The organism is Micromonospora sp. NPDC048935 (genome assembly GCF_043197875.1).
Lineage (GTDB): Bacteria > Actinomycetota > Actinomycetes > Mycobacteriales > Micromonosporaceae > Micromonospora.
Map to the genome: position 1 here is coordinate 48,864 of NZ_JBICTZ010000018.1, position 25,111 is coordinate 73,974.

Consider the following 25,111-nt stretch of genomic DNA (forward strand, 5'->3'; position numbering starts at 1 on the left):
ACGCCCCGTGCCGGATGGCAACAACCTCATGATCAATGAGGCGGGGAGGGGCCGGGGGCGGGTGGGTCAGTCGGAGGTGGGCCGGGTGGATCGGCGGGTTGCGCGGGGGCGACGGGCGCTTGGTGTCGGCTCCTCCGCGGGTGCGGAGATGGATGGTTCGGTGCGCGGCGCGGGCACCCTCGGTGCGGGCACCCACGGCGCCGCCTCCGCACCCGGCGCTGCCTCCGCACCCGACGCTGCCTCCGCACCCGGTGCGGCGCCCGCCGTGGTTGTCCGGGGTGCGGCGGCGGTCCTGCCGCGTCGACCCGAGGTGGCGATGGACGAGCGGGAAGTCGACGGCTCGGAGTCGGGTTCGGCGTTCGGAGCCGGATCGGTCCGAGGGGTCGGCCCGTCGACGGTGGCCCGGGCCGAGTCCACCTGAGCAGCCGGGCGCGCGTCCGTCCTCGGGACCGGGGCAGCCGCACCCCGACTCCGCTCGGCGCGTTCGGCGAGGACAGCCGCCAGCACCGACCCGCCGATGCCGGCGAGCACCGCGTACGGGGCGATCAGCTGGGTGGACAGCTGCGCGGGGCCCAGCGTCGACCAGTGCGGCAGGGTGGTCAGGTAGGCGAGCGCGACGAGCACCGGACCGGCGGCGCCGGAGGCCGCGGCCCCGACGCGGTGCCCGACCGACCGGGCGCTGCCCCGGGCGGCCAGCACACCGATCAGCAGCGCGGGCACGAGTGCCAACAGTGCACCGGGCCAGTAGAGCTGGTCGGCGATCCAGTACCGCGGCTGGTCCGGATCGAGCTGCCAGGTGCCGAGCTGGGCACCGGTCAGCCCTCGTCCGACGCGTACCCCGTCGATCACCGAGACCACCGCGAGCAGCCACAGCCAGGCGGCGGTCGCGGTCACGTTGACCGCGGCGGCCCGGGAGCGGAGCGCCCAGACCGCGACGAGCACACCGATCAGGACGCCGAGCGTCGCCTGCACGGCGGCGGTCCGTTGCGGTTCGCCGGTGTCGGCACCTGTCGCGACCCGCGCGGGAACGGCGATCAGGAGTACGGTGACCAGCCCGCCGACCCCGGCACCGACCGCCAGGACCACCCGCCGCAGCAGGCCGCCCCGATCGCCGGCCGGCACCTCGGCCGGATGTGGTGATCGCCCTCCGGTCGTCTCCGGGTCGGCCCGGTCGTCGGCCGGCACCTCGGTCGGCTGGGGTGATCGCCTGTCGGTCGCCTCCGGGTCGGCGGTGTCGGTGGCGGGTGGACGCGCGGCGTCGGAAACCTCGGTCGCCTCCCGACCGGTCACCGGCGGCGTGGGCGTCGAGGGTGCGCCGCGCTGGTGTAGCCGCTGCGCCCAGACCGCCCCGAGGGCCGTCGAGCTGGCGGCGAGCCAGGTGGCCCAGGCGAGGCCGTCAGCCCAGGCCGTGTCGGTGGCCCCGAGGTCGGTGGGCGTCCAGGTGATGACGCCGAGCCCGTAGCCGAAGCCCAGTTGCGCGGCGCCCGCGCCGGCAGCGATTCCGATCGCGGTCGCGATCGACACTCCCCAGCCCTGTCTGGCCATGCCGGGCAGCGTAACGTCCCGTCGTCGGCGCGGCGAGTCGCAACGACCCGCCGGTATGGACGGACCGTCGGTGCGGCGGATTGGGCGGCGGGCGGTACGGTCGGCGGTGATGAGGCGGTGGGCGGTATGACGGACACGAGCACGGGCTCGCAGGACGCCGCGGGCGGCGGCACGAGCCGGGCCAGCGTGCTGCTGGGTGGTGGGTTGGCCGTTGTGCTGCTCGCCGCGATCGGCGCGACCGGCGGTTGGCTGCTGGCCGGCGACGGTGACCCGCCCTCGGGGGATCCGCTGGCCGCCGCGACCACGACCGCTCCGCCGACCAGCCGGACCACCGCGACCCGGCCGAGCACCGGCCGGGCCACGCCGTCGGCGGTCCGCACGTCCGCCGCGGCGACCAAGGGGTCCGGTCTGACCGTGCCACCGGTGATCGGGACCGACTTCGAACAGGCCCGGGACATGCTGCGCGAGCAGCGGCTGGGCTGGCGTCTGGTGTTCGGCGGCGGGGCCGGTCGCACGGTCGAGAGCACCTTACCGACCGTGGGCAGCGAGGTCGCCCGGGGTACGACCGTGCAACTCCAGGTGGCTGGGCCGGCGCCAGCGGCCGAGGTGCCGGACGTGGTCGGGAAGGACTGCGCCAAGGCTGCCGACGATCTGATCGACGAGGGCCTCTACCCGCGTTACATCAGCGGCCGCAACGGAAAGGTCGCCCGGCAGGATCCGGTGGAGGACGGCCCGGCCCGCTGGAACGACGAGGTCAGCATCTGGTGCGGGTCGGGTGCCCCCGAACAACCGACGGCGAAGCCCACTCCCTGATCTCGGGCCGGCGAGCCGACTCTCGGGGCGGTCCGGCGGGATCGCCGCGCCGCGCCTGCGCGCGGGCGGCGCGGCTCGGCCGGCTGATCCCCACCGATGGCCGGTTGGGCGACTAGGGTCTGTGTCAGAGTCCTCGGTCGAGCCGAGGCCCGCCGCAGGCCAGCCAGGGGTTTGACACAGGCCCTGGGTTGACGGTCGAGGGCCAGGACGCCCGTCCGGTTCGGGAAAGGACGTGCGATGAGCGACGACCGCCAGGAGCCGCACGCCGGCGAGGACGACGACGACCGGACCCGCCCCCTGCCACCGTCCACCGAGCGGGCGGAGCCGTCCCAACCGACCCGACCCGCCAGCGCACCGGACGAGACGGCGCCTGTCGACCGGGCCGTCCCGGCTCATCCCGCCGCGTCGCCCGACCAGACCATGCCGATCGACAGCTCCGCCGATACCCAGCCGGGCCCGCCGGTCGGGTCGGGCCCGCCGCCGGCCACCCCGGGTACGCCGGGCACGCCTGCGGACCAGACGACCCGGATACCTGTGGAGCAGTCGACTTCGTCGTCGTGGTCCGGGCGGGCCGAGGTGCGGCCGTCCCGGCCGGAATCCGGCGGAGAGTGGTACGTCGAGGAGCAGGGCGGCCGGCGCTGGTGGCTGCCGATCCTGTGGGGTGTGCTCGCGCTGCTGCTCGTCGGGCTGCTCGGGGGAGCGCTCTGGTTGGTGCTCGCCCAGCGCGATGACGACCGGGACGACCCGGGTGTCACCCCGTCAGCCCCGTCAGCCAGTGCGACACGTGCCACAAGTGCCGCACCGACCAGCGCATCCCCCAGCTCGGCGGCACCGACAAGTGAGACACCGAGCAGTTCGCCGACCACCAGCGCGCCGGACGAGGTGCCGGTGCCGCCGCTCGCCGGGCTGCCGCAGGCCACCGCCGAGGGGTTGCTGAGCCGGCTCGGCATCACCTACCAGGTGGTATACCGTCCGTCGGAGCTGCCACCGGGGACCGTGGTGGGCACCGAGCCGGGAACGGGCACGCAGGTGTCGACGGACGACGAGGTGTCGTTGATCGTCTCCCAGGCCCGGCCCTCGACCGGGGTGAGCCCGACCGCGCCGAGTCCGACGGTCACGAGCACGCCCTGACCGGTGCTGACCGCCACCGCCGACGGGTGCCGATCAGGCCGACGCTGACCTGATCCCGGTGGTCACCACCTACGCCGGCGGGTGCCGACCAGGCTGAGGCCGGCGGCGGAGATGGCGAGACCGACGATCCCGGACCAGAACAGGGAGCGGCGGACGTCCGGCGCGGTGTCCCGGGCCGGAGCCGCCTCGGTGAGTGCCGGACGGCCGTCGGACTGGCCGCCGGCGCCACCGCCGACCACCGGCCCGGTCGGGTCGGTGCCGGCGGCGTGCTCGCCCGGGTCGTCGGCGCCGATCCAGTCGGCTTCCTCGTGCGCCGGTGGACCGTCGTCCGCCGACGGGTCGGCGTCGACCACGGTGATCTCAGGTGCGGGCACCGGTGTGGTCAGCCGGGTGGACGACATCGCCGGGTCGCGGACGAGGACCAGGATCGTGGCCACCGCCCCGAGGAGGGCGAGCAGTCCGATTGCGTAGGCGATGAGGGAGCGGTGGTGCCGCCGCAGGGCGGGCTGATTGACCATGACCATCCCAGGGTCAGGGTCCTGGACGCACGGATGGAACAGTGCCGGGGTGGGCGTACCAATTCTATGGTGGCGGCACGCCCACCGGCGGCGGATCGGGTCGGTCAGCCAACCCGGATCGGGGTACGGGTGACCGGTCGTCGGCCGCGTACGGTGTGCGGGCGCGGCTCGGGGGCTGCCTGTAGCTGTTGCAGCCCTGCCCGCTGGACGAAGATCGACCGTCTGTTGACCGCGTCGCCCGCGGCGTTCAACTCGTAGCCGTCGAGCCAGAGCCAGCCGTCGTAGGTGGGCCAGTCCAACACCCGGATCACACGGAACTTGATGGGCCGGAGGAACTGGACACTCGCCGCGCGAGTCACGAGCAGTACGTCACCGGTGCGGGGAAGCACATGGGCTCCTGGGGAGGATTGGCCGGCAGCTGTGCCGGCGGTGCCTGAACGGGGGACGTCTCGGCCGGTGACGGGGTCGTGCCTCGTGAACCGGTGGTGCGGATGGCGGTGGCCGGGCCGTACCTCGCTGGTGGCGTGCCGCCACCCGACCACCACCCGGATGCTTCCGGGGACCGCGCCCGCCGCCGCAGCTTGCCGGCTTGCAGCAGCGGGGTCTTTACCCCCGGAGCAGGTCTGGGTCTTGTCGGCCGGGCCCGCGTCGCGCCCGGTGCTCCCGGCTCGGTGGGGTCACCACTGCGAGGGAGTGGACGGAGACGCTGTGTAACCCGGGCCATACGGACAGAGTGCATGAGGGACGTGCCACATGCAAGTTGCACGTCGACTTTTGCCGATACGTGAGCGGGTCCCGCGAAAGGCCTATTGAAGCCTTCCGCGTACGGACGGCACACTGGGAGCCGGTTTCGCCCGTCGCGGCCGGCCGAGGACCGGCACCACCCCTCGTCGCGAACGCTTGCCGGACGACGGTCGCGCCCCCGGCGGGTGTCATCAGTGGCGCGGCGACCGGAGGTAGCCCGAGTGGGGTCGAGCAGCCAGCGGCGGGGATCAGCGATTCGCGGTTCGCGCGATGAGTGAGCGGCGCAGTCCCACCATCAGGCGGCGGAGGCTCGGTGCCGAGCTGCGCCGCCAGCGTGAGTCCGCCGGGATCACCATCGAGGTGGTCGCCGAGCAGTTGGAGTGCTCGGCGTCGAAGGTCTCCCGGATCGAGACCGGGCACACCACCGCCACCCCGCGCGACGTCCGGGACATGCTGCGGATCTACGGGGTGGTCGGCGCTGAGAGTGACGAGCTCGTGCAGATCGCCCGGGAGGCCCGACAAAAAGGTTGGTGGCATCCGTACAGCACGGTGCTCGTCGGCGCGTACGTCGGTCTGGAGGCGGCGGCGAGTTCGATTCGGGCGTACGAACAGCAGGTCGTGCCGGGTCTCCTGGAGACCGAGGAGTACGCGTCGGCGATGATCCGCGCGGCCCGGCCGGACTTCACCGCCGATCAGGTGCACCAGAGGGTGCGTGTCCGTTTGGGCCGTCAGTCGTTGTTGACCCAGGACGATCCGGTCGATCTGTGGGTGGTACTCGATGAGGCGGTGGTACGTCGGCCGGTAGGCGGGGATGAGGTGATGCGTGGCCAACTCAAGCGGTTGGTCGAGGCTGCCGAGTTGCCGAACGTGACGCTGCAGATCCTGCCCTTCGAGGTGGGCGCGCACGCCGGCATGGACGGCACCTTCACGATCCTCAGCTTCCCTGAGCCCGGTGATCCGGATGTTGTGTACGCGGAGAACGCCACGGGTGGGCTTTTCCTCGAGAAGAGCGACGAACTGCAGAAGTACAGCTTCATCTTCGATCACATCCGCGCTGCGGCCATACGTCCAGAGGAGTCTGTCGCACACATCGCAAAACTGGCAGAGGAGCCGTTGTGGAAATGGCGACCAAAGGGTTCCCCGTGGACCTGACGCAGGCAGCATGGTTCAAGAGCTCGAAGAGCGGGCCGAACTGTGACAACTGCGTGGAGGTGGCGTACGTGACGGGGGCGGTCGGAGTGCGGGACTCGAAGGACAAGGCAGGCCCAGCCCTGGTCTTCGCACCGAGTGACTGGCATGCCTTCGTCGGCGGCACCCGAGGCGGTGCGTTCGGCGCGGTCTGACCGAGTGGTCAACCGAGGTCCCCGTTCGGATTCGGATCCGGACGGGGACCTTGCCGTGTCCGGGAGGACCGGGCCCGGGGCGGCTGGGCGAGGTTCCGCCGGGATTCCCGTCGCCACAGCCGGCCCGTCTCGTTGAACCGGTCGGTACGGCGCGGGTCGACGACCCGTCGCCCCGACCGGCAACCGAGCGAGGTAGGCGAGACGGATGACGACGATCGGGTCAGACAATCTCACCAGCGGTCCGGGAAAACCGGAGCGGTTCGGTGGAAAGTACCGCGGAGCGCGTCGGGACAGCGTACTGACCGAGGTGGTGTCGACCGACCAGGAGATGAACGGGCGGGACGCGTCGGCCTCCGAGTCGGCCGATATTCCGCTCTCGCTGCCCTCACTGGACCCGAACCCGCTGGTGGAGCCGTCGTTTCCGCCCACCGGCTGGCCGATGGAGCCCAGCGGGTCGCTGGCCGACCACCCGCTGCTGCGCGGCCTGCTGATGGAGTTGCCGCCGAGGGGCAGCGTGCCGCCGCCCGGCTGGCTGGACCGCTGGTTCGAGGCGACCAGGGCGATCCTGGAACTGCTATACGTGCAGGGGGCCGGCCGCCCGCGCTGATCGCGGAACGTCGGGCTGGGCCCGCTCGGCGAACCGGCTGTGCCGCAGGGCGTGCCGGACCCCGATGGCGATCACCGCGAGCGCGCCCACGGTGATCGCCGGCCCGGTGACACCCGGGTCGGCGCCGAGATCGGTGCCGATCGCCCCGATCACCGCCGGCACCGTGGCCAGGGCCGTCACCTGTAGCGGCAGGCCGACGAGCGGGTGGGCCGCGGCGGCGCGCAGCCCGTGGGGCGTCGGCGTGCCGGGGGCACTGACGAACGCTCCCGCCCCGGCCCGCAGCCGCCTGATCCGCCGGAGGGAGCAGACCGTCGCCACCAGCGCCGGACCGGCGACCAGGGTGAGCCCGGCGGCGGCACGGTCGACCGGCGCGGTGCCGGCACTGAACAGGCCCGCGCCGAGCACGGCCGCGGTGAGCGCCGTGCCGGTCAGAGCCAACACCAGCAACCATCCGGTACGCCGGCGCAGCATGCAGGTGGTGCGCAGCCGGGGGAGCCCGTCGGCCACAACGCCGGCGGCCAACCAGACGGCGGCTACCGGAAGCAGGATGGTGAGTTGACTCTCCATGCTCGAGAGTCTTTCCCGAATCGCGCCGGTGCGAATCCGGGCCGGCCCCCTGTTCGCCCCGGACCGCAGGCCCGTAGGGGTCATCGCACCGAGATATGGACGTTCCGGCATGTCCAACTACCTGGTCACTGACTTACTCTCAGCTAGATCGGCAACTGTCGATTGATGTTGGGACCGGTGGTCACGTTCCACCACCGGTCAGAGGGAGGTAGGAAATGGGTCTTCCACGAAGGTCCGTACTGGTCGGGGTGGCCACGGCGACCGTGCTGGCCGTCGGCACGCCGGCCCTGGCCGCCGAACCCGCGGGTGAGGTCAGGGCCGCCGGCGGAGCCACCGCCGTGCCGGACAGCTACATCGTCGTTCTCAAGGACAGCGCCGTGGCCCGCGACCGGGTCGGTGACACCGCGAAGCGGCTCTCCGGCCGCCACGGCGGCACGGTGGCCCGCACCTACGGCGCGGCGCTGCGCGGCTTCGAGGTCAAGGTCAGCGCGAGCGCGGCGGCGCGGATCGCGGCCGACCCGGCGGTGGCGTACGTCGAGCAGAACCACACCGTCTCCATCTCCGGCACACAGGCCAACCCGCCCTCCTGGGGCCTGGACCGGATCGACCAGCGCAACCTGCCGCTGGACAGCTCATACACCTACCCGAACACGGCCAGCAACGTGCACGCCTACATCATCGACACCGGCATCCGGTTCTCCCACAACGACTTCGGTGGTCGGGCCACGTCCGGCTACGACGCGGTGGACGGCGGGGCGGCCGACGACTGCAACGGACACGGCACGCACGTCGCGGGCACCGTCGGCGGATCGTCGTACGGGGTGGCCAAGGCGGTCCAGCTCGTCGGCGTCCGGGTGCTGAACTGCTCCGGCAGCGGCACCAACGCCGGTGTGATCGCCGGCGTTGACTGGGTCACCGCCAACGCGATCAAGCCGGCGGTGGCGAACATGAGCCTCGGTGGCGGGGCGAACAGCTCGCTCGACAACGCCGTGCGCAACTCGATCGCCTCCGGTGTCACGTACGGCCTCGCGGCCGGCAACGACAACGGCGCGAACGCGTGCAACACCTCACCGGCGCGTACCACGGAGGCCATCACGGTGGGCTCGACGACCAGCTCGGACGCTCGGTCGTCGTTCTCCAACGTCGGCACCTGCCTGGACATCTTCGCGCCCGGCTCGTCGATCACCTCGGCCTGGTACAACAGCAACACCGCGACCAACACGATCAGCGGCACCTCGATGGCCACCCCGCACGTCGTCGGAGCGGCGGCCCTGGTGGCCAGCGCCAACCCGAGCTGGACCCCGGCGCAGGTCCGCAACCAGTTGGTGGCCAGCGCCACGCCCAACGTGGTGAGCAACCCCGGCTCGGGCTCACCGAACCTGCTGCTCTACGTGGGCACCGGCACCACCCCGCCGCCGCCCACCGGCTGCACCGGCACCAACGGCACCGACGTGTCGATCCCGGACGCCGGCGCGGCGGTGACCAGCTCGATCACCATCTCCGGCTGCGGGCGCAACGCCTCGTCGGCCTCCACCGTGGCGGTCAACATCGTGCACACCTACCGTGGTGACCTGGTCATCGACCTGCTCGCCCCGGACGGCAGCGCGTACCGGCTGAAGAACAGCAGCACCTCGGACAGCGCCGACAACGTGAACACCACCTACACGGCCAACGTGTCCGGTGAGGCCGCCGACGGCATCTGGCGGCTTCAGGTGCGGGACACCTACGCGGCCGACACCGGCTACATCAACAGCTGGACCCTGACCGTCTGACCCTCCCTCCCCACGCACGAGGCCCCAACCGGAAGATCGGATGGGGCCTCGTGTCGTACGCGATCAGGGGTCAGACCGAGAAGGTGGCCGGCCGTTCGGTCGCCGGTGCCGGCGGGCGGGCCTTCCACAGGCCGACCTTCTGGGCGGCGAGCCGGCTCAGGTAGGCCGGGTTGAGGATGACGTAGCGACGCCAGAGCCGCTTCGGCTCCAGACCGAGACGCCAGAACCACTCCAGGCCGGCGCGCTGCATCCAGCGCGGAGGCTGGCGCAGCAGCCCGGCGTGGTAGTCGAAGGCCGCACCGACCGCCATCAACGGCATGTCCAGCAGCGGCCGCATGGCGTACGCGAAGACCTCCTGGCGCGGGCAGCCCAACCCGACCAGGACCAACCGGGCACCGCTGGACCGGATGCGGTCGGCGATCTCGGCGTCCTCACCCGGCCGGACGGCACGGAACTTGGACGGCTCCACCCCGGCGATCTTCAGGGCCGGGAACATCCGCTCCAGCGCCGGGATCAACCGGGCCAGGGTCTCCTCCGTCGAGCCGTACAGGTAGACCGGTAGCCCCTCGTCGGCGAAGCGCGACAACACGTGCAGGGTCAACGTCGGCCCGTAGACCCGGTCGGCGAGCCCGGCGTGGTGCAGCAGGTTGAGCGCCCACCGCACCGGCTGCCCGTCCGGCGTGACCACGTCGAACGAGTTGAGCCGGGCGTTGTGCGCCGGATCCAGCACCCCGGTCATCACGCCGTGCACGGCCAGCGCGGTCAGCGCGAGCGGACGCCGCTCGTGCGCCGCGGTCACCACCGCGTCGGTCGCCGTCGCGTAGTCGGTGGCGTCGACCAGGACGCCGAGCACGTTGCGCTTGGTCCGCGCGGTCATGCCTTGAATACCCACTTACCCACGTTGGCCTCGTAGATCTCCCGCAGGATCATCGGCACGTCGTAAGTGATCTTCCAGTCCGGGTACTGCGCCTCGAACCGGGCCATGCTGCTGACATACCACTGGTGGTCGCCGGTGCGGTTCTGCTCGACGTAGTTGATCCGCGCCTCGCGGCCGGTGATCTCCTCGGCGATCCGGAACGCCTCGATGTGGGAGGTGTTGGAGTGCCGGCCGCCACCGAGGTTGTAGACCTCCGCGGAGCGCGGGGCCCGGAAGAACGCCTCGAACGCGGTGAGCACGTCGCGGGAGTGGATCGCGTCCCGGACCATCTTGCCCTTGTAACCGAACAGGTTGTATGTCCGGCCCTCCATCACGCAGCGCATCAGGTACGCCAGGAACCCGTGCAGCTCGGCGGCCGAGTGCGCCGGACCGGTGAGCGTGCCGCCGCGGAAGCAGGCGGTCTTCATGTCGAAGTAGCGCCCGTACTCCTGGACCATGACGTCCGCCGCGACCTTGGATGCGCCGAAGACCGAGTGCAGCGAGTGGTCGATCGACATCTCTTCGGTGATGCCCTCGTACCAGCGGTGGTCCTCGGGCAGCTCATAGCGTGTCTCCAGCTCGACCAGCGGCAGGCTGTTGGGCCGGTCGCCGTAGACCTTGTTGGTCGAGCAGTGGATGAACGGCGCGTCGATCGCGTGCCGGCGGGTGTTCTCCAGGATGTTGAGCGTGCCGCCGGCGTTCACGTCGAAGTCCGTGTACGGCTCCTTGGCCGCCCAGTCGTGGCTCGGCTGAGCGGCGCTGTGGATCACCACGGCGATGTCCGAGGCGTACTTCTTGAAAACCTGCTCCAGGCCGTCGCGGTCCCGGATGTCCACCGCGAAATGCGTGTACGCGCTGCCCAGGTCGCGAGCGAGCCGCTCCAGGCTCCAGGATGTGGAGCCGTCCTCGCCGAAGAAATACCGGCGCATGTCGTTGTCGATGCCGACGACGTCCAGACCGAGGCCGGCGAAGTGCCGGACCGCCTCGGAGCCGATCAGGCCACCCGACCCTGTCACCAACGCGACACTCACACGCCACTCCCGGTCCATCGGAGGCAGAATCCATCGCAGCATAGCGTGACGTCTGGCTCGTCCCGATATGACGGAAGGGCCCCGCGGTAAGCGGAGCCCTCGTCGGTGGTGGGGATGGGGGGAGTTGAACCCCCACGCCCTTTCGGGCACACGGACCTGAACCGTGCGCGTCTGCCATTCCGCCACATCCCCGTGGCACGACCCGGAACACTGTAGCCGCCCCGGCCCCGCTGTCTCCAGCGGCCCCGGGAATACTACGCTGTCCAAGGCGCTCGCCACGAGCGATTACCGTTCGTGGCGGACGAAAGATTAGCACGGCAATCCCGGCCCTTCCGAACGGGCCGAGAGCAGGTGGCCGAGCGGCGTGTGAGCTGCGCGCGCGCCGGCCGGATACCATCATGTCCTCGGGACCCGAGGAGGAGCCGGTGAGCGTGCTGCAACGCTTCGAGAAGCGTCTGGAAGGCCTGGTAGAAGGGGCTTTCGCCAAGGTCTTCAAAGGGGTGGTCCACCCCGTGGAGATCCTCAACGCCATGCAGCGGGAGGCCGAGGCGCACAAGGCGATCCTGGCCGGTGGGCGCACGTTGGTGCCCAACCGCTACGTGATCGATCTCTCGCCGTTCGACCACAGTCGGCTGGCGCCGTACGCCGCTGCACTGGCCCAGGAGTTGGCCCAGTCGCAGGCGGAGTTCATCGGCGAGCAGGCCTGGACGGTCTACGGCGACGTGATCGTCGAGATCGAGCGAGGCGAGGGCCTGGACACGGGCATGTTCCGTGTCACAGCCGAGGTCTACACCGGCGGCGAGGTCGCCCCGGTGTCGGCACCCGGCTACGACGCCGGCCCGCCCGCCTACCCCGCGTACGACCAGGGTGGTGGCTACGGCCCTCCGCCCGGGCACGGTGGCGGTCGCAACGTGCGGCTGGTCTCCGGCGACGGTCGCACCTACCCCCTTCAGATGGGGTCGACGGTGATCGGTCGCGGCGACCAGGCCAACCTGCGTCTGCCCGACGTCGGCATCTCCCGGCGACACGCCCGGTTGGATTTCGACGGGGGGCAGGTCGTGCTGACCGATCTGGGGTCGACCAACGGCACCATGGTCAACGGGCAGCGGGTCTCCGCTGTCGCACTCAACCCCGGTGACATGGTCCAGCTCGGCACGACGACGCTGACCTTCCGCGTGGACGGCTGACCCGCCTTGCCGGAACTGGTCATCACAGTTGCCCGGTTCGGGTTCCTGATCCTGCTGTGGATCTTCGTGTTCACGGTGGTCGGCGTGATCCGCCGGGATCTCTTCGCGGGCGCCCGCTCCGGTCGTCTGGTGGCCGCGCCGCGCGCGGTGGGCGCCTCGACGGGGCAGGCGACGAAACCGGCGAAGGTCAAACGGGGTAGGGCGGCACACCAGCTCGTGGTGACAGCCGGTCAACTGGCCGGCACCAGGATCACTCTCGGCGAAGCGCAGATCACCATTGGTCGAGCTGAGGACTCCACCCTGGTCATCACCGACGACTACGCCTCCGCGCGACACGCCCGGCTCGTGCCGCGCGAAGGGCAGTGGTACGTCGAGGATCTCGGCTCGACTAACGGCACGTACCTCGATCGCGCTAAGGTCACCGGACCAACCCCCGTCCCCCTCGGCGTGCCGATCCGGATCGGCCGCACTTCCCTCGAATTACGGCCATGACTCTGACCCTGCGCTATGCGGCCCACAGCGACCGCGGTCTGATCCGAGACGGCAATCAAGACTCCGTCTACGCCGGGCCGCGGCTACTCGCCGTTGCCGACGGCATGGGCGGCATGGCCGCCGGTGACGTCGCCAGCAACATCGTCATCGGTGCCATGGCGCCGCTCGACGAGGACGTCCCCGGGGACGCTCTCGTCGACGCGTTGCGTTCGGCCGTGGGCACCGCCAACCAACAACTCCGCGACACCGTGGACGCCAACCCGCAGCTGGAGGGGATGGGCACCACGCTGACGGCGACCCTCTTCACCGGCAGCAAACTGGGGATGGTCCACATCGGCGACTCGCGGGCCTACCTGCTGCGCAACGGTGATTTCGCGCAGATCACCAAGGACGACACCTACGTCCAGATGCTCGTCGACGAAGGTCGGATCAGCGCCGAGGAGGCGAGCAGTCACCCGCAGCGGTCGCTGCTCACCCGTGCCCTCGACGGTCGGGACATCGACCCGGAATACTCGGTGCGCCAGGTGCTGCCCGGCGACAGGTACCTGATCTGTAGCGACGGCCTGTCGGGTGTGGTCAGCGCCGAGACCATCGGCGAGACCCTGCGGGAATACACCGACCCACAGCAGTGCGTCGAGCGGCTGGTGCAGCTCGCGTTGCGCGGCGGTGGCCCGGACAACATCACGGTGATCATCGCCGACGCCACGGATCAGGACATCGTCGAGGCGAGCCCGATCGTCGGCGGCGCCGCCGCCCGGGACCGGGGCATGGCGACCTCCGCGGACGACTCGACCCCGGCCGCCCGGGCCTCGGCGCTCGCCGCGCCGCGTCCGGCCGTGCCCGAGGAGCCGGCGGCGTCGGACGACGAACCGGACCGTCCGAAGCGCCGCCCGGTGCGCACCGCCGCCATGGCGCTGGCCCTGCTGGTGATCGTGGGCGGAGGGGCCTTCGGAGGGTGGACGTACACCCAGCGGCAGTACTACGTGGGAGCCACCGAGGAAGGCCAGGTCGCTGTCTTCCGTGGCGTCCAGGGTCAGATCGCCGGGATGGACCTCTCCACCGTGCACCGCCGCAGCGGCACCCGACTGGACGACCTCACGGTCGCCGCACAGGACACCGTCCGGGTCGGCATCCGGGCCAAGAACGAGCCGGACGCCGAGCGTCAGCTCGCCGAGCTGACCAGCGACACCCCGAGCAACCCCAACCTGAAGCCGCTCTGCCCGCTCGATCCGTCCGCCGCGGCGGGTGGCACGCCGACACCCACGCCGCCACCGGCCAATCCGACGTCGAGCCCGAACGGCAGCCCGAGCCCCAACGGCAGTCCGAGCCCCAACGGCAGCCCGAGCACCATCGCGTCCCCGACATCCAACGTGGTTGTCAGCGCGAGCCCGACCGTCGGCGCCACCGCCATCGGCTCGTCCACCACACCCGACGTCACGCCCTCCGACTCGGCCACGCCGGCGCTCGACCCGGCCGCCTGCCGATCTCCTGAGTGAGCGTCGGCTGAGATCCCGAGGATTCCACCTGTGACCGTAGCGGCCACACCGGCACCCTCGCCCGCCACCGCGGGCGAGCAGTCCGGCGTACGCCTGGCGCGGTCGCGCCGCAACGCCGAGCTGTCCCTTCTGCTGCTCGCCATGGCGTTGGTGGCCGCGTACGGGGCAACCGTCGAGGCGAACCTGCTGGACACCGTCACCCCGGACTTCTGGGTGCCCGCCGCCGCGCTCGGCGCGGTCTTCCTCGGTCTGCACCTGGTCATCCGATTCCTCGCCCCGTTCGCCGACCCGGCCCTGTTGCCGGCGGTGGCCCTGCTCAACGGGCTCGGGGTGGGCTTCCTCCGCCGGATCGACCTGGGCGACGCGCCCGTGGCCGACCGGGAGAGCCTGGCCACCTTCGCCGGCATCGGCGGGCGGCAGTTGGCGTGGACGCTCGGCGCGGTGATCCTCGCCGCCGGCCTGCTCGCCATCATGCGCGACCACCGTTCGGTCTCCCGGTACGCGTACACCCTGGGGTTGGCCGGCATCGTGCTGGTGATGCTCCCGGCGGTGCTACCCCGGAGCATCTCCGAGATCAACGGCGCGAAGCTGTGGATCCGGGTGGGTGGTTTCTCCATCCAGCCGGGTGAGTTCGCCAAGCTGGCGCTGCTTGTCTTCTTCGCCTACTACCTGGTCCGCAAGCGCGAGGTGCTCTCGCTGGCGAGTCGGCGGTTCCTCGGCATCGACTTCCCGCGCGGGCGCGACCTCGGCCCGGTGGTCGGTGTCTGGCTGGTCAGCCTCATGGTCCTCGTCTTCGAGAAGGACCTGGGCACGTCGCTGCTCTACTTCGGCATGTTCGTGGTGACTCTCTACATCGCCACCGAACGGGTCAGTTGGCTGCTGATCGGTCTCGTCCTCTTCTTCGGTGGGGCCTACCTCGCCTACGTCCTCGGCTCGACGGTCGGCGGCCCGTTCGCCAACTTCTACGTCCGGGCGGAGATCTGGCTGGACCCGTTCGCCGACCCGACCGACAAGGGCTACCAACTCGTGCAGGGCCTGCTCGCCCTGGGCACGGGTGGGCTCTTCGGCGCCGGGCCGGGCGGCGGCCAACCGGACAGCCTGCCCGAGGTGCAGAACGACTTCATCTTCGCCGGCCTCGGTGAGGAACTCGGCCTCTTCGGCCTCTCCGCCCTGCTTGTCGTCTACCTGTTGATCGTGGAGCGAGGGCTGCGGGCCGCGCTCGCGGTCCGGGACTCGTTCGGCAAGCTGCTCGCCGGCGGTCTCGCGTTCACTCTCGGCCTCCAGGTCTTCGTGATCGTCGGTGGGATCAGCAAGCTCATCCCGCTGACCGGTCAGACCACCCCGTTCCTGTCCGCCGGTGGCTCGTCGTTGATGGCCAACTGGTTGCTCATCGCCGTGCTGCTGCGAGTCTCCGACGGAGCCCGCCGGCCGGTCGGCGGGAGCGTCAGCAAGGCCGCCCGACCCACCGGTGGCGCACCGGAGCAGCTACACGGTGCTCCCACGGAGGTGATCAAGCCGTGAACGCACCACTGCGCCGCGTCGGCGTCGTCGTCATGGTCCTGTTCGGCCTGCTCTTCGCCAACCTCAACTGGGTGCAGTTCCAGAAGGCCGACGAGTACCGAACCAGCGACTACAACGGTCGGGTCCAGGTCGCCGACTACAAGCGCAAACGCGGCAACATCGAGGCCGGCGGCACGGCGGTGGCGACCAGCAAGGAGACCACCGGCAGGCTCAAGTTCCAGCGCACCTACCCGGGCGGCGCGGAGTACGCTCACGTGCTCGGCTACAAGCCGGTCAGCCTGGCCGACACGGGCATCGAGCGGGTGGAGAACGACTTCCTGGCCGGCACCAGCGACCAGCTGATCGGCGACCGGATCAAGGACATGTTCACCGGCGACGAGAGCGGTGGCGGCAACGTGCTGCTCAGCCTCTCCAAGCAGGCCCAGGACGTGGCGTACAACCAGCTACGCGACAACCAGGTGGGGGCGAAGCGGGGCGCGGCCATCGCCATCGACCCGCGTACCGGGGCGGTGCAGGCGCTTGTCTCCATGCCCAGCTTCGACCCGAACCCGCTGGCCAGCCACACCGACAAGGATGCGGCCGCGGCGTACAACAAGCTGGAGCAGGACCCGGCGGGCCCCCTGAAGAACCGGGCGCTCTCCGAGACACTGCCGCCGGGCTCCACGTTCAAGATCGTGGTCGCCGCGGCGGCACTGGAGAACGGCGTCGGCAAGACCACCCAGATCGCGGCCGGTCCCAGTTGGACGCCGCCCACCTCCGGCACCCCGATCCGCAACGCCGACCCGTCGATCTGCCCGGAGTCGAAGGTCACCCTGCTGGAGGCGGTCACCGAGTCGTGCAACACCGGCTTCGCGCAACTCGGCGTGCGGCTCGGCGCCGACGCCGTCAAGGAGAAGGCCCGGCAGTTCGGCTTCGAGCAGGAGGACCTGACCGTCGGTCACCTCGGCGACGATGGTCTGCCCACGGCGGCCAGCCGGACCGGGGACATGCTGAACCCGGACGGCAGCGTCGACCAGGCCGCGCTGGCCCAGTCCTCGATCGGCCAGAACAACGTCCGGATGACCCCGCTCGAAGGTGCCATGATCGCCGGTGCGATCGCCAACAACGGCAGCCAGATGCGGCCCTACCTGGTCCAGCAGTTGCTCGCCCCGGACCGGACCACCAGCTACTTCACCGCCAAGCCACGGGAGCTGCGTCAGCCGGTCGAGCCGCAGGTCGCCGCCGACCTGCGCGAGATGATGGTCAGCGTCGTCCAGAACGGCACCGGCCGGAAGGCCGCGGTCAGCGGCTACACGGTCGGCGGTAAGACGGGCACCGCCCAGTCCGCACCGGACCGGCCCGACCACGGCTGGTTCATCGGCTTCGCACTGGACAAGAACGGCACCCCGATCTCCGCGGTCTGCGTGATGCTCGAACAGGCCGGGCCCGGTGGCAGCGGCGAGGCAGCCCGGATCGCCGGCCAGATCATGCGGGCCGCCATCCGCGACCCCGGGGGGCGCTGACATGCTCAGCCCCGGCGTCCAGCTCGGCAACCGCTACCGTCTCGACGAGCGGATCGCCAGCGGCGGCATGGGCGACGTCTGGCGCGGCACCGACCAGGTGCTCGGCCGGACGGTCGCGGTCAAGAGCCTGCTTCCCGCGCTGCTCGACGACCCGGACTTCGCCGAGCGGTTCCGCGGTGAGGCCCGCACCATGGCCACCATCAACCACCCCGGCGTGGTGGACGTCTACGACTTCGGCAACGACCAGCAGATCGCGTTCCTGGTCATGGAGTACGTCGAGGGCGACGCCCTGTCGTCCACGCTGAGTCGGGTCGGCCGGCTCACCCCGGCCCGGACGATGGCCCTCGTCGCCCAGGCCGCCGACGCGTTGCACGCCGCGCACGAAAAGGGCATCGTGCACCGCGACGTGAAGCCGGGCAACCTGCTGGTCCGGCCGAACGGCACGCTGGTGCTGACCGACTTCGGCATCGCCCGCTCCGACCTGGTCGGCCAGCTCACCGCCGCCGGTTCGGTGCTCGGCACCGCCTCGTACATCTCGCCCGAGCAGGCCACCGGCGGTGTGGCCACCCCGGCGTCCGACGTGTACGCGCTCGGCGTGGTCGCCTACCAGTGCCTGGCCGGGCGGCGTCCGTTCGAGGGCGACAACCCGCTCGACATCGCGATGCGGCACGTCCGGGAGACGCCCCGGCCACTGCCGTCGGACATTCCCCCGCAGGTGCGCGCGGTGGTCGAACGGGCGTTGGCGAAGGACCCGGCCGCCCGCTGGCCGAGCGCCGCCGCCCTCGCCGGGGTCGCCCGTCAACTCAAGGCCGCGCTCTCCCAGCAGGCCAGGGCCGGTGGCAACTCCGGGCCGGTCTCCGCGGCACCGGCCTCGCCGGCCGCGCCCGGTCGGGCCCAGGTGCCGCAGGCGCACCAGATGCGACCGCCGGGTGCCCGCCCGCCGGCCGCCGCCGGGCCGAGGCCGACCGCTGTCGCGCCGGCCCAGCAGCCACGGCCCACCGCCGTCTCGCCGGCCCAGCAGCCGCGCCCCACCGCTGTCGCGCCGGCCGCCCGGCCACCGGCCGCACCGAACGGCTACCCGCGCGGTGCCGCGGCGGTGCCGACCGCACCCCGGCAGCAACAGCAGCCGGCGTACGCCCGGCAGCCCGGCCCATCGGCGCCGTCACCCGAGCCTCGGCGGTCCCGGCCGGGGATGGTGCTCCTGGCCATCTTGCTGGCCGCGCTGGTCCTGCTCTGCTCCGGCGTGATTTCCTTCAACCTGAAGAAGCAGTTGCAGGCCGGCGAACCCGTCGGGCCGAGTACGCGCACCGCGACGTCCGGCGTGCTGCGACTCGACGGACGCGACGATATGACCCAGACGTCGTACCGTCGGGAGATACGACTCCAGCCGGGCGACGGCGGGACGACGACGAGCGAAGGACGACAGACGCGATGACAGCGCAGGCCCGCCTGCTCGGTGGCAGGTACCAGGTCGGCGAGCTGCTCGGCTACGGCGGCATGGCCGAGGTGCACCGCGGTCGCGATCTCCGGCTCGGTCGGGACGTCGCGATCAAGATGCTCCGCACCGACCTGGCTCGGGACGCGACGTTCCAGATGCGGTTCCGTCGGGAGGCGCAGAACGCCGCCTCGCTCAACCACCCGGCGATCGTGGCGGTCTACGACACCGGTGAGGAGACCGCGCCGACCGGCGAGACACTGCCGTTCATCGTGATGGAGTTCGTCAACGGACGGACCTTGAAGGAGGTCCTCGGCGCCGAGGGGCGGCTACAGCCGCGCCGGGCGCTGGAGATCTGCGCCGACATGTGCGCCGCGCTGGAGTTCAGCCACCGGCACGGCATCATCCACCGGGACATCAAGCCCGGCAACGTGATGCTCACCCAGACCGGCCAGGTCAAGGTGATGGACTTCGGCATCGCCCGTGCGCTGGCCAGTGGCGCGACCACCATGACGCAGACCAGCGCGGTGATCGGCACGGCTCAGTATCTGTCCCCGGAGCAGGCGCGCGGCGAGGCCGTCGACGCCCGCTCCGATGTGTACGCGGCCGGCTGTGTGCTCTTCGAGCTGGTCTGTGGGCACCCGCCGTTCGTCGGGGACAGCCCGGTCAGCGTGGCGTACCAGCACGTCCGGGAGACGCCGCCGACGCCGAGTGACATCAACCCGGATGTCACCCCGGCCGTCGACGCGATCGTGCTGAAGGCGTTGTCGAAGAACCCGCTCAACCGCTACCAGAGCGCCGGCGAGATGCGCGCCGACCTGCTCCGCGCCGCCGCCGGACGGCCCGTGCTGGCCACTCCGGTGTTGCGCGAGGCGGAGACGGTGGCAATGGCTCCGGCCGGCGGCCGGGGTGGTTACCCGGCGCCCGCCGGTGGGCCCCAGACCGGGCAGATCCCCGCCCGGGTGGGTGATCCGCGCCAGCGTAAGGCGTCCTCCTGGGTGATCGCGACATTCAGCGCGGTCGGCGTGCTGGCGGTGATCGCCCTGGTCGCCGCCCTGCTCTGGAACATGCAACAGGACAAGGCCAACAAGCTGGTGCCCAACCTCGCCGGCAAGAGCCAGACCGCCGCTTTCACCGAGATCCAGGGCGCCAACCTCCAGCCGAAGCTGGGTGACCCGGTCCGGGCCAACGACTGCACGAAGAACACCGTCGCCAAGCAGGATCCGCCGCCGAACACCCGGTTGGAGCAGGGCAGCTCGGTGACCATTCAGCTCTGCGACGGCAAGCCGGACGTGAAGATCCCCCCTGGCCTGATCAACTCGCAGTACGAGCTTGTCAAGTCTCAGCTTGAGGGCCAGGGGCTGAAGGTCGAGGACAAGCAGGTGGACAACCCGGCGGCGAAGGGCACCGTGCTCAAGCTGACCCCGCCGTCGGGGACCACCGTCGCGCAGGACAGCACGGTGGTCGTCGAGGTCTCCAGGGGCAACGTCAGCAAGGTGCCCAACGTGGTCAACTCGCCGCGCGACGAGGCCGCCCAGGAGCTCCGCGAGGCGGGTTACAAGGTCGAGTTCCGCGATGGTGACGAGGTTCCGGCGGACCAGGCCGGTCGGGTCCAGCGGCAGAGTCCGAACGCGGGCACCGCACTGGCCAAGGACAGGACCGTGACCATCGAGATCGGCATTCCGTTGAAGGTGGTCGACCCGCCGCCCAGCGGGACGCCCAGCGGCACGCCGTCGGCCACGCCAACCACGCCCGGCGGCGGGGGCGGCGTCGGTCTGCCGTTCCCGCCCCCGCCGAGCCGGCTTCCCGAGGACTAGCGCGCGTTTCGGTATGAGTGACACCGACGCGTCAGGTGTCGGCGCGGTACGCCGACGCCCTCGACGCCTCAGACGCGCGGCCATCCTGGCGGCCGCCGTGCTGCTGCTCGCCAGTCTTCCGTGGCTGTGGACGACGGTTGCCGCCCGCGGTCACCTGTACGCCGAGGCCGACGCCCCGGCCGCCGAGGTGGTGATCGTCCTCGGTACCGCCGTGGCGGCTGATCGGCAACGGCCGGGCGACCGGCTCGCCGGGCGGCTGGAGACCGCCGCCGAGTTGGTGACCAGCGGGCGGGCCAAGGTCGTGCTCGTGTCCGGCGACGGGGGCGGCGCGTCGGGTGACGAGCCGGCGGTGATGACGTCGTACCTCACCGAACTCGGCGTCGACGCGCGTCGCGTGGTGGCCGACCCGTTCGGCCTGGACACGTACGACAGTTGTGCCCGAGCTCGCGAGGTGTACGGCGTCCAGCGGGCCCTGGTCGTGACCCAGTCCTACCACCTGTCCCGGGCGGTGACGCTGTGCCGGCACCTCGGCCTCGACGTCGACGGTGTCACCGCAGGGTGCGACGGCTGCGGTCCGGTCCTGCTCGCCGAGAAGTCGATCCGGGACTATTTCGCAAGCGGCAAGGCGGCGTGGGACGCGGCCCGGGATCGTGCTCCGGCGATCCGCTCACCTGCGGATCCGGCAGTGCAGGACGCGCTGCGCGGCTGACCCGGCCAGCGGGACGACCCACCGGCCGAGCTGCCTCAGGTGGTGGCGAAGGCCGCCCGGCGGCGGGCGTCGACCTCGGCGGCCAGCGCGGGGGCGCGCTCCAACGCCTCCGGGTGACCGCAACCGGCCAGCCAGTTGGCCAGCATCAGGTGGCCGCCCTCGGTGAGCACCGACTCCGGGTGGAACTGGACGCCCTCGATGGGAAGCGTCCGGTGCCGCATCGCCATCACCACACCGGAGCCGGTCCAGCCGGTGACCTCCAGCTCCTCGGGGAGCGTGTCGGGCAGCACGGCGAGTGAGTGGTAGCGGGTGGCGGTGAACGGGTCGGGCAGGCCGGCGAGTACGCCGACCGAGTCGTGGCGTACCTCGGAGGTCTTGCCGTGCAGCAACTCGGGTGCGCGCGTCACTGTCGCACCGAACGCCTCACCGATCGCCTGGTGGCCGAGGCAGACGCCGAAGATCGGCAGCTCGCCCGCGTACCGTCGGATGACGTCCAGGCAGATGCCGGCGCGGTCGGGGCTGCCCGGCCCCGGGGAGAGCAGGATGCCGGCCGCGCCCACCCTGCCCACCGCCTCGACGTCGATCTCGTCGTTGCGGCGGACCTCGCAGTCCACGCCGAGCTGGCCGAGATATTGCACGAGGTTGAAGACGAACGAGTCGTAGTTGTCGATCACCAGGATGCGCATGGTCACCTGCTCGGGGAGGTCGGCGCTGGGTTGTTCTGGTTGGTGTCGTACGGCAGATCGTGCTCGTCGCCGGCCGGGGTGTCGCCGGTCACCGGGCCGCCGTCGCCCGATTCGGCGGGAACACCCGACTCGACCTGAACGTCGTCGAAGGGCAGCAGGGGCTCGGCCCACGGGAAGGCGACATACCAGAGCAGCGCCACCGTGGCGGCCACCAGCAGCACCGAGCCGACCAGCTTTCCGACCACGCCGAACGGCAGCTTGCGCCAGATGAACGCGTACATCGGGTCAGCCTCCCAGCTCAGCCGGGCGGCCCGCCGACTTGGGTTGGGTGCGGTCCAGCTCGGCGTGGATGATCAGCCGCTGGTAGTTGTCCCACTTGGGGTTGCAGGTGGTCAGGGTGAGCATCCGCTTGGTCGGCTTCTTGTTGGGCTCGCCGGGCACCGGTGCCACCACCTCCACCTGGGTGGGTCGGACGATCCGCGACTGCGACACCCGGTAGACGTACCAGTCGGTCTTGCTCTCGACCACGATGGAGTCGCCCTCGCCCAGCTCGTCCAGTCTCCAGAAGGTGGCCCGGTTGCGGTGCCCGGCGACGGAGAAGTTGCCCACCTGGCCGGGCATCGCGCTGGTCGGGTAGTGGCCCGGGGCGTAGCGGATGTCCTCCTGGGTGACGCCCTCGACCACCACCAGGGTCTTGTCGATCTTCGGGATGTAGAGGCCGGCGAGCGGCTTGCCGCGTACCGGCGGCGAAGGCTTGCCAGTCGGGCGAGCCGACGGGACGACCGTCGGGTCGTCGGCCGGGCCTCCCCACGCCTGCTCCAGCTCGTTGGTGAGGTCGTTCTGGTGGGCGTCGACGATCGCCGACTTGCCCCACACCTCGTAGCCGGCGAAGAGCAGCACCACCAGACCGAAGGTGATCAGGATTTCGCCGGTGACGCGGACACCGGTGCGGATTCGTGAGCCGAGCGACGGGCGGGTGAGCTCGGAGTAGACGCTCTTGTATCCCTCGCCGGTCTGGTGCGGCCGGAGCTGGATCACCCGCTCGCCGCGCCGGGGCCGGGGCGGCTCGGCGGGGTTGTCGCCGCCGGTCGGCTCCTGCGGGCCTGACGTACGCGGGACGGCACCCATCAGCGTGGTCGAGTCCATGGTTGGCGGCCGGGTGGCGGGTCTGGCGGGCACGACGGGGATCAACGCGGTGGCGGCCGGGTCGGCGACGCGATCCGGCCCGCCGGGCGGGACCTGGCCCGGCCCGGCCACGGAGAGGGCCTCCTGGCCGACCGGGGAGCCGGTCGGTCGGGAGGGCCGGGCGGCGATCTGCGGGATGAGCGCGGTCGGCGCGTCGGCGACCGGCGGCGGCGGAGGGCCGGACGGGGCAGGTTGACTCGGCGCGCCGGAGGTCGGCGTCCCACCGGGCGGGCCCGGGACGGTCGGGGTGGCACCCGGCGCGCCACCGGTGGCCGACGGCCGGGCGGGTGCTGCCGGATGGGTGGGCCCTGCCGGATGGGTGGGTGCCGACGGCCGAGTGGGTGCCGCCGGCCGGGCTGGTGCCGACGGATGGGTGGGTGCTGCCCCGGGCGTCGCGGCGCTGGACGGGCCAGGTGGCGTGGCGGGACGATTCGGGGCGTCGCTCGGGACCGCCGGCCGCGCCGGGCTCGGGCTGGTCGCGGCCGGTCGGCCGGGAGCGGACGGTACGTCGGAGGCGGGGTGCCGGGTGGCGGCACCCGGCCACGGCGGGGGTGCGTCGACACCCGGGCGGCCGGTGGTGGGAGTCGGCTCGGCCGGGCGGGGAGGCTCAGGTGGGGTCGACGGGCGCGCCGCACCGGGACGGGCGGGCAACACCGGCTCAGGCCAGTTGCCGGTCGGGGTCGGTCGGGCAGGCGTCGGCTCGGGTCGGTCGACCTTGGGCAGGAAGGCGGTCGGATCGTCGGTCTGGTCCCGATGTCGCCCGTCGCGACGGTCGTCCGGCCCGCTCATTTAGGCACCGTAGCCGAGCGCAGGGAGGTCGAGTCCTCGAATGCGGGGACCCGCACCGTGGAGACCGTCTCCTTGTAGCCGAGCTGGTAGTCGTCGACCGCGTCCTTGAACCACTGGACCCCCTGTGAGCTGGCGAGGGCCTGCTGGAGGGCAGCGGGGTCGCCGATCGCCACGATCTTGAACGGTGGGGAGTACACCCGGCCGTGCAGCAGCAGGGTGTTACCGACGCAGCGTACCGCGCTGGTCGCGAGCACGCGGACGTTCATGATGGACATGGCCTCCGCTCCGCCGGCCCAGAGCGCGTTGACCACCGCCTGCACGTCGGCCTGGTGCACCACCAGGTCGTCGTTGCTGGCGTCCGACTGGGTCTGTTCGAGCTGCGGTGCGTCGTTCAGCTCGACCGTGACCCCGGGCCCGCCGAGGGCGGTGAACCCGGCGGCCTGGAGGCTGCCCTGGGCGCGGTTCTGCTGCTCCTTGATCGGGGCGTCCGAGCCGGCCAGGGTGTCGGTCCGTTGCTCGACCTCGCCGCGCAGCGTGGCGGCCCGGCGTTCGCTCGCGGCCACCTGCTCACGCCGGTCCTCGATGAACTGGTTGAGTTGGGGGCGTCGGTCCTCCCGCAGCGCGGTGCCGCCGGCGGTGGTCGCGGTGGTGGTGAAGAGCAGGCCCGCCGCGGCGGCGATCAGGGGCACCCCGACCGACCAGCCCGGACGCCGTTGACGCGGGCGCCGGGGCAGCAGCCCGGCGGCGGCCCGTCGGAGGACCTTCTGCCAGGAGGTTGCGCCGGATGTGTACTCCACCGAGCGTTCCTTCCGCGTGTCGGGGATCGGTCCGTCCCGGCTGGGCCGGTGATGCGAACAGTCCCGCCTTTTTCGGTCACTCCGTGCACCGGCCTGACCCCATTCATGGTCCGGACGGGCAATCGGGACTACGCTAGCTGTCGAACATTATTGGCCATGGACCGTCGCCCCCGCGCCCGGTTGTCAGGCCGGACGAGGTCGTCACCCCTCTGGAGAGCGTCGTGCCCAAGTCTCAGGTCCGCAAGAAGAAGGTGTACACCCCGCCGACGGACGTCCGTCCGACGACGGCGGCGTCGACGCGCAAGCCTAGCCCGGTGTGGTTGCCGGTCGCCGCGGTCGCCCTGATCGTCGTGGGCATCGGCTGGCTGGTGCTCTATTACCTGTCCGAGCAGGAGTACCCGGTCGCCGCGTGGGGTTACTGGAACCTCGCGGTCGGTTTCGGCGCGATGGTCGCCTCGCTGGGGCTGCTCTCCCGCTGGCGCTGAGCCGGCTCGGGGGCCGTCGCGTC

The 25,111-nt window shown here is 71.5% G+C and carries 25 protein-coding genes and 1 tRNA gene; 15 read left to right on the top strand and 11 right to left on the bottom strand.

The features are described from left to right. Positions 1–66 precede the first annotated feature (66 nt). Positions 67–1,545: a hypothetical protein gene (locus ACGFIW_RS32180; protein WP_393323903.1), complete on the bottom strand. Its 1,479-nt coding sequence runs from the start codon at positions 1,543–1,545 to the stop codon at positions 67–69. 126 nt (positions 1,546–1,671) lie between these two features. Between ACGFIW_RS32180 and ACGFIW_RS32185 the strand changes: the two genes are divergently transcribed. Both ACGFIW_RS32185 and ACGFIW_RS32190 read left to right on the top strand, forming a co-directional pair. Further along, positions 1,672–2,358 (top strand): PASTA domain-containing protein, encoded by a 687-nt coding sequence (locus ACGFIW_RS32185; protein WP_393323906.1) that lies wholly within the window; start codon positions 1,672–1,674, stop codon positions 2,356–2,358. A 237-nt stretch (positions 2,359–2,595) separates the two neighbouring features. Beyond that, a complete protein-coding gene (locus ACGFIW_RS32190; protein ID WP_393323909.1) occupies positions 2,596–3,489 on the top strand; it encodes a PASTA domain-containing protein in 894 nt (297 codons plus the stop codon). A gap of 62 nt (positions 3,490–3,551) precedes the next feature. Here ACGFIW_RS32190 and ACGFIW_RS32195 read toward each other — a convergent pair whose 3' ends face one another. Together ACGFIW_RS32195 and ACGFIW_RS32200 are read right to left on the bottom strand one after the other, a co-directional pair. Then, positions 3,552–4,013 carry a hypothetical protein gene (locus tag ACGFIW_RS32195; protein WP_393323911.1) on the bottom strand — a complete coding sequence of 154 codons (462 nt, stop codon included), beginning with the start codon at positions 4,011–4,013 and terminating at the stop codon, positions 3,552–3,554. 98 nt (positions 4,014–4,111) lie between these two features. Continuing rightward, positions 4,112–4,396 carry a hypothetical protein gene (locus ACGFIW_RS32200; RefSeq protein WP_393323913.1) on the bottom strand — a complete coding sequence of 95 codons (285 nt, stop codon included), beginning with the start codon at positions 4,394–4,396 and terminating at the stop codon, positions 4,112–4,114. A 625-nt stretch (positions 4,397–5,021) separates the two neighbouring features. On the opposite strand from ACGFIW_RS32200, the gene ACGFIW_RS32205 reads away from it, so the two are divergent. The 3 genes from ACGFIW_RS32205 (at position 5,022) to ACGFIW_RS32215 (ending at position 6,701) form a co-directional block, all read left to right on the top strand. Next, positions 5,022–5,903, top strand: a complete 882-nt coding sequence (locus tag ACGFIW_RS32205) for a helix-turn-helix domain-containing protein (protein WP_393323916.1) — start codon at positions 5,022–5,024, stop codon at positions 5,901–5,903. Next, positions 5,873–6,094 carry a DUF397 domain-containing protein gene (locus ACGFIW_RS32210; RefSeq protein ID WP_357066294.1) on the top strand — a complete coding sequence of 74 codons (222 nt, stop codon included), beginning with the start codon at positions 5,873–5,875 and terminating at the stop codon, positions 6,092–6,094. Before ACGFIW_RS32205 ends, ACGFIW_RS32210 begins: the two co-directional genes overlap by 31 nt. A 205-nt stretch (positions 6,095–6,299) precedes the next feature. After that, the gene (locus ACGFIW_RS32215; protein ID WP_393323919.1) at positions 6,300–6,701 is read left to right on the top strand and encodes a hypothetical protein; all 402 of its coding nucleotides are present in this window, start codon (positions 6,300–6,302) and stop codon (positions 6,699–6,701) included. Here the strand turns inward: ACGFIW_RS32215 and ACGFIW_RS32220 are convergent. Next, the gene (locus ACGFIW_RS32220) at positions 6,669–7,268 is read right to left on the bottom strand and encodes a hypothetical protein (protein WP_393323922.1); all 600 of its coding nucleotides are present in this window, start codon (positions 7,266–7,268) and stop codon (positions 6,669–6,671) included. The genes ACGFIW_RS32215 and ACGFIW_RS32220 overlap by 33 nt on opposite strands. Positions 7,269–7,483: 215 nt before the next feature. On the opposite strand from ACGFIW_RS32220, the gene ACGFIW_RS32225 reads away from it, so the two are divergent. Further along, positions 7,484–9,040: a S8 family serine peptidase gene (locus ACGFIW_RS32225; protein ID WP_393323925.1), complete on the top strand. Its 1,557-nt coding sequence runs from the start codon at positions 7,484–7,486 to the stop codon at positions 9,038–9,040. A 70-nt stretch (positions 9,041–9,110) separates the two neighbouring features. Here ACGFIW_RS32225 and ACGFIW_RS32230 read toward each other — a convergent pair whose 3' ends face one another. The 3 genes from ACGFIW_RS32230 to ACGFIW_RS32240 form a co-directional block, all read right to left on the bottom strand. Continuing rightward, on the bottom strand, positions 9,111–9,917 hold the full coding sequence (locus tag ACGFIW_RS32230; protein ID WP_393323928.1) for a WecB/TagA/CpsF family glycosyltransferase: 807 nt from the start codon (positions 9,915–9,917) through the stop codon (positions 9,111–9,113). Then, positions 9,914–11,029, bottom strand: coding sequence for an NAD-dependent epimerase/dehydratase family protein (locus ACGFIW_RS32235; RefSeq protein ID WP_357555072.1), 1,116 nt, complete (start codon positions 11,027–11,029; stop codon positions 9,914–9,916). The genes ACGFIW_RS32230 and ACGFIW_RS32235 overlap by 4 nt, the downstream gene beginning before the upstream one ends. Positions 11,030–11,093: 64 nt before the next feature. Then, positions 11,094–11,179: transfer RNA gene (locus ACGFIW_RS32240), tRNA-Leu, on the bottom strand. Positions 11,180–11,385: 206 nt separating this feature from the next. Between ACGFIW_RS32240 and ACGFIW_RS32245 the strand changes: the two genes are divergently transcribed. Genes ACGFIW_RS32245 through ACGFIW_RS32280 form a run of 8 tightly spaced genes read left to right on the top strand, consistent with a single transcriptional unit; the run spans position 11,386 to position 21,146 of the window. Next, a complete protein-coding gene (locus ACGFIW_RS32245) occupies positions 11,386–12,174 on the top strand; it encodes a DUF3662 and FHA domain-containing protein (RefSeq protein WP_007454122.1) in 789 nt (262 codons plus the stop codon). 6 nt (positions 12,175–12,180) lie between these two features. After that, positions 12,181–12,666, top strand: coding sequence for an FHA domain-containing protein (locus ACGFIW_RS32250; protein WP_357066314.1), 486 nt, complete (start codon positions 12,181–12,183; stop codon positions 12,664–12,666). Further along, entirely contained in the window at positions 12,663–14,162 is a 1,500-nt protein-coding gene (locus ACGFIW_RS32255; RefSeq protein ID WP_393323932.1) for a PP2C family protein-serine/threonine phosphatase, read from the top strand. The genes ACGFIW_RS32250 and ACGFIW_RS32255 overlap by 4 nt, the downstream gene beginning before the upstream one ends. A gap of 30 nt (positions 14,163–14,192) precedes the next feature. Then, positions 14,193–15,683, top strand: a complete 1,491-nt coding sequence (locus ACGFIW_RS32260; protein ID WP_393323935.1) for an FtsW/RodA/SpoVE family cell cycle protein — start codon at positions 14,193–14,195, stop codon at positions 15,681–15,683. Beyond that, entirely contained in the window at positions 15,680–17,185 is a 1,506-nt protein-coding gene (locus ACGFIW_RS32265; RefSeq protein ID WP_393323938.1) for a peptidoglycan D,D-transpeptidase FtsI family protein, read from the top strand. Before ACGFIW_RS32260 ends, ACGFIW_RS32265 begins: the two co-directional genes overlap by 4 nt. 1 nt (position 17,186) lies before the next feature. Continuing rightward, positions 17,187–18,620: a protein kinase gene (locus ACGFIW_RS32270; RefSeq protein WP_393323941.1), complete on the top strand. Its 1,434-nt coding sequence runs from the start codon at positions 17,187–17,189 to the stop codon at positions 18,618–18,620. Then, entirely contained in the window at positions 18,617–20,437 is a 1,821-nt protein-coding gene (gene pknB / locus ACGFIW_RS32275; protein WP_393323945.1) for a Stk1 family PASTA domain-containing Ser/Thr kinase, read from the top strand. Before ACGFIW_RS32270 ends, pknB begins: the two co-directional genes overlap by 4 nt. Positions 20,438–20,450: 13 nt before the next feature. Then, positions 20,451–21,146, top strand: a complete 696-nt coding sequence (locus ACGFIW_RS32280) for a vancomycin high temperature exclusion protein (RefSeq protein ID WP_393323948.1) — start codon at positions 20,451–20,453, stop codon at positions 21,144–21,146. A gap of 35 nt (positions 21,147–21,181) precedes the next feature. Here the strand turns inward: ACGFIW_RS32280 and ACGFIW_RS32285 are convergent, their stop codons facing one another. The 4 genes from ACGFIW_RS32285 to ACGFIW_RS32300 are packed head-to-tail and all read right to left on the bottom strand — an operon-like array spanning position 21,182 to position 24,603. After that, positions 21,182–21,832 carry an aminodeoxychorismate/anthranilate synthase component II gene (locus ACGFIW_RS32285; RefSeq protein ID WP_393323951.1) on the bottom strand — a complete coding sequence of 217 codons (651 nt, stop codon included), beginning with the start codon at positions 21,830–21,832 and terminating at the stop codon, positions 21,182–21,184. Positions 21,833–21,834: 2 nt separating this feature from the next. Further along, positions 21,835–22,113 (bottom strand): hypothetical protein, encoded by a 279-nt coding sequence (locus ACGFIW_RS32290; RefSeq protein ID WP_393323953.1) that lies wholly within the window; start codon positions 22,111–22,113, stop codon positions 21,835–21,837. Between the two features lie 4 nt (positions 22,114–22,117). Further along, entirely contained in the window at positions 22,118–23,806 is a 1,689-nt protein-coding gene (locus ACGFIW_RS32295; RefSeq protein ID WP_393323956.1) for a class E sortase, read from the bottom strand. After that, a complete protein-coding gene (locus ACGFIW_RS32300) occupies positions 23,803–24,603 on the bottom strand; it encodes a DUF881 domain-containing protein (RefSeq protein ID WP_393323959.1) in 801 nt (266 codons plus the stop codon). Before ACGFIW_RS32300 ends, ACGFIW_RS32295 begins: the two co-directional genes overlap by 4 nt. 221 nt (positions 24,604–24,824) lie before the next feature. On the opposite strand from ACGFIW_RS32300, the gene ACGFIW_RS32305 reads away from it, so the two are divergent. Continuing rightward, positions 24,825–25,088 (top strand): cell division protein CrgA, encoded by a 264-nt coding sequence (locus ACGFIW_RS32305; RefSeq protein ID WP_393323962.1) that lies wholly within the window; start codon positions 24,825–24,827, stop codon positions 25,086–25,088. The last annotated feature ends 23 nt before the right edge of the window (positions 25,089–25,111 follow it).

Excerpts from the sequence above, each read along its gene's own strand:
- ACGFIW_RS32210 (WP_357066294.1), top strand. The coding sequence starts at position 5,873 with ATGGCGACCAAAGGGTTCCCCGTGGACCTGACGCAGGCAGCATGGTTC.
- ACGFIW_RS32195 (WP_393323911.1), bottom strand. The coding sequence starts at position 4,013 with ATGGTCATGGTCAATCAGCCCGCCCTGCGGCGGCACCACCGCTCCCTC.
- ACGFIW_RS32220 (WP_393323922.1), bottom strand. The coding sequence starts at position 7,268 with ATGGAGAGTCAACTCACCATCCTGCTTCCGGTAGCCGCCGTCTGGTTG.
- ACGFIW_RS32295 (WP_393323956.1), bottom strand. The coding sequence starts at position 23,806 with ATGAGCGGGCCGGACGACCGTCGCGACGGGCGACATCGGGACCAGACC.
- ACGFIW_RS32230 (WP_393323928.1), bottom strand. The coding sequence starts at position 9,917 with ATGACCGCGCGGACCAAGCGCAACGTGCTCGGCGTCCTGGTCGACGCC.
- ACGFIW_RS32285 (WP_393323951.1), bottom strand. The coding sequence starts at position 21,832 with ATGCGCATCCTGGTGATCGACAACTACGACTCGTTCGTCTTCAACCTC.
- ACGFIW_RS32245 (WP_007454122.1), top strand. The coding sequence starts at position 11,386 with ATGTCCTCGGGACCCGAGGAGGAGCCGGTGAGCGTGCTGCAACGCTTC.
- ACGFIW_RS32270 (WP_393323941.1), top strand. The coding sequence starts at position 17,187 with ATGCTCAGCCCCGGCGTCCAGCTCGGCAACCGCTACCGTCTCGACGAG.
- ACGFIW_RS32185 (WP_393323906.1), top strand. The coding sequence starts at position 1,672 with ATGACGGACACGAGCACGGGCTCGCAGGACGCCGCGGGCGGCGGCACG.
- ACGFIW_RS32225 (WP_393323925.1), top strand. The coding sequence starts at position 7,484 with ATGGGTCTTCCACGAAGGTCCGTACTGGTCGGGGTGGCCACGGCGACC.
- ACGFIW_RS32290 (WP_393323953.1), bottom strand. The coding sequence starts at position 22,113 with ATGTACGCGTTCATCTGGCGCAAGCTGCCGTTCGGCGTGGTCGGAAAG.
- ACGFIW_RS32235 (WP_357555072.1), bottom strand. The coding sequence starts at position 11,029 with ATGCTGCGATGGATTCTGCCTCCGATGGACCGGGAGTGGCGTGTGAGT.
- ACGFIW_RS32190 (WP_393323909.1), top strand. The coding sequence starts at position 2,596 with ATGAGCGACGACCGCCAGGAGCCGCACGCCGGCGAGGACGACGACGAC.
- ACGFIW_RS32280 (WP_393323948.1), top strand. The coding sequence starts at position 20,451 with ATGAGTGACACCGACGCGTCAGGTGTCGGCGCGGTACGCCGACGCCCT.
- pknB (WP_393323945.1), top strand. The coding sequence starts at position 18,617 with ATGACAGCGCAGGCCCGCCTGCTCGGTGGCAGGTACCAGGTCGGCGAG.
- ACGFIW_RS32255 (WP_393323932.1), top strand. The coding sequence starts at position 12,663 with ATGACTCTGACCCTGCGCTATGCGGCCCACAGCGACCGCGGTCTGATC.
- ACGFIW_RS32215 (WP_393323919.1), top strand. The coding sequence starts at position 6,300 with ATGACGACGATCGGGTCAGACAATCTCACCAGCGGTCCGGGAAAACCG.
- ACGFIW_RS32180 (WP_393323903.1), bottom strand. The coding sequence starts at position 1,545 with ATGGCCAGACAGGGCTGGGGAGTGTCGATCGCGACCGCGATCGGAATC.
- ACGFIW_RS32205 (WP_393323916.1), top strand. The coding sequence starts at position 5,022 with ATGAGTGAGCGGCGCAGTCCCACCATCAGGCGGCGGAGGCTCGGTGCC.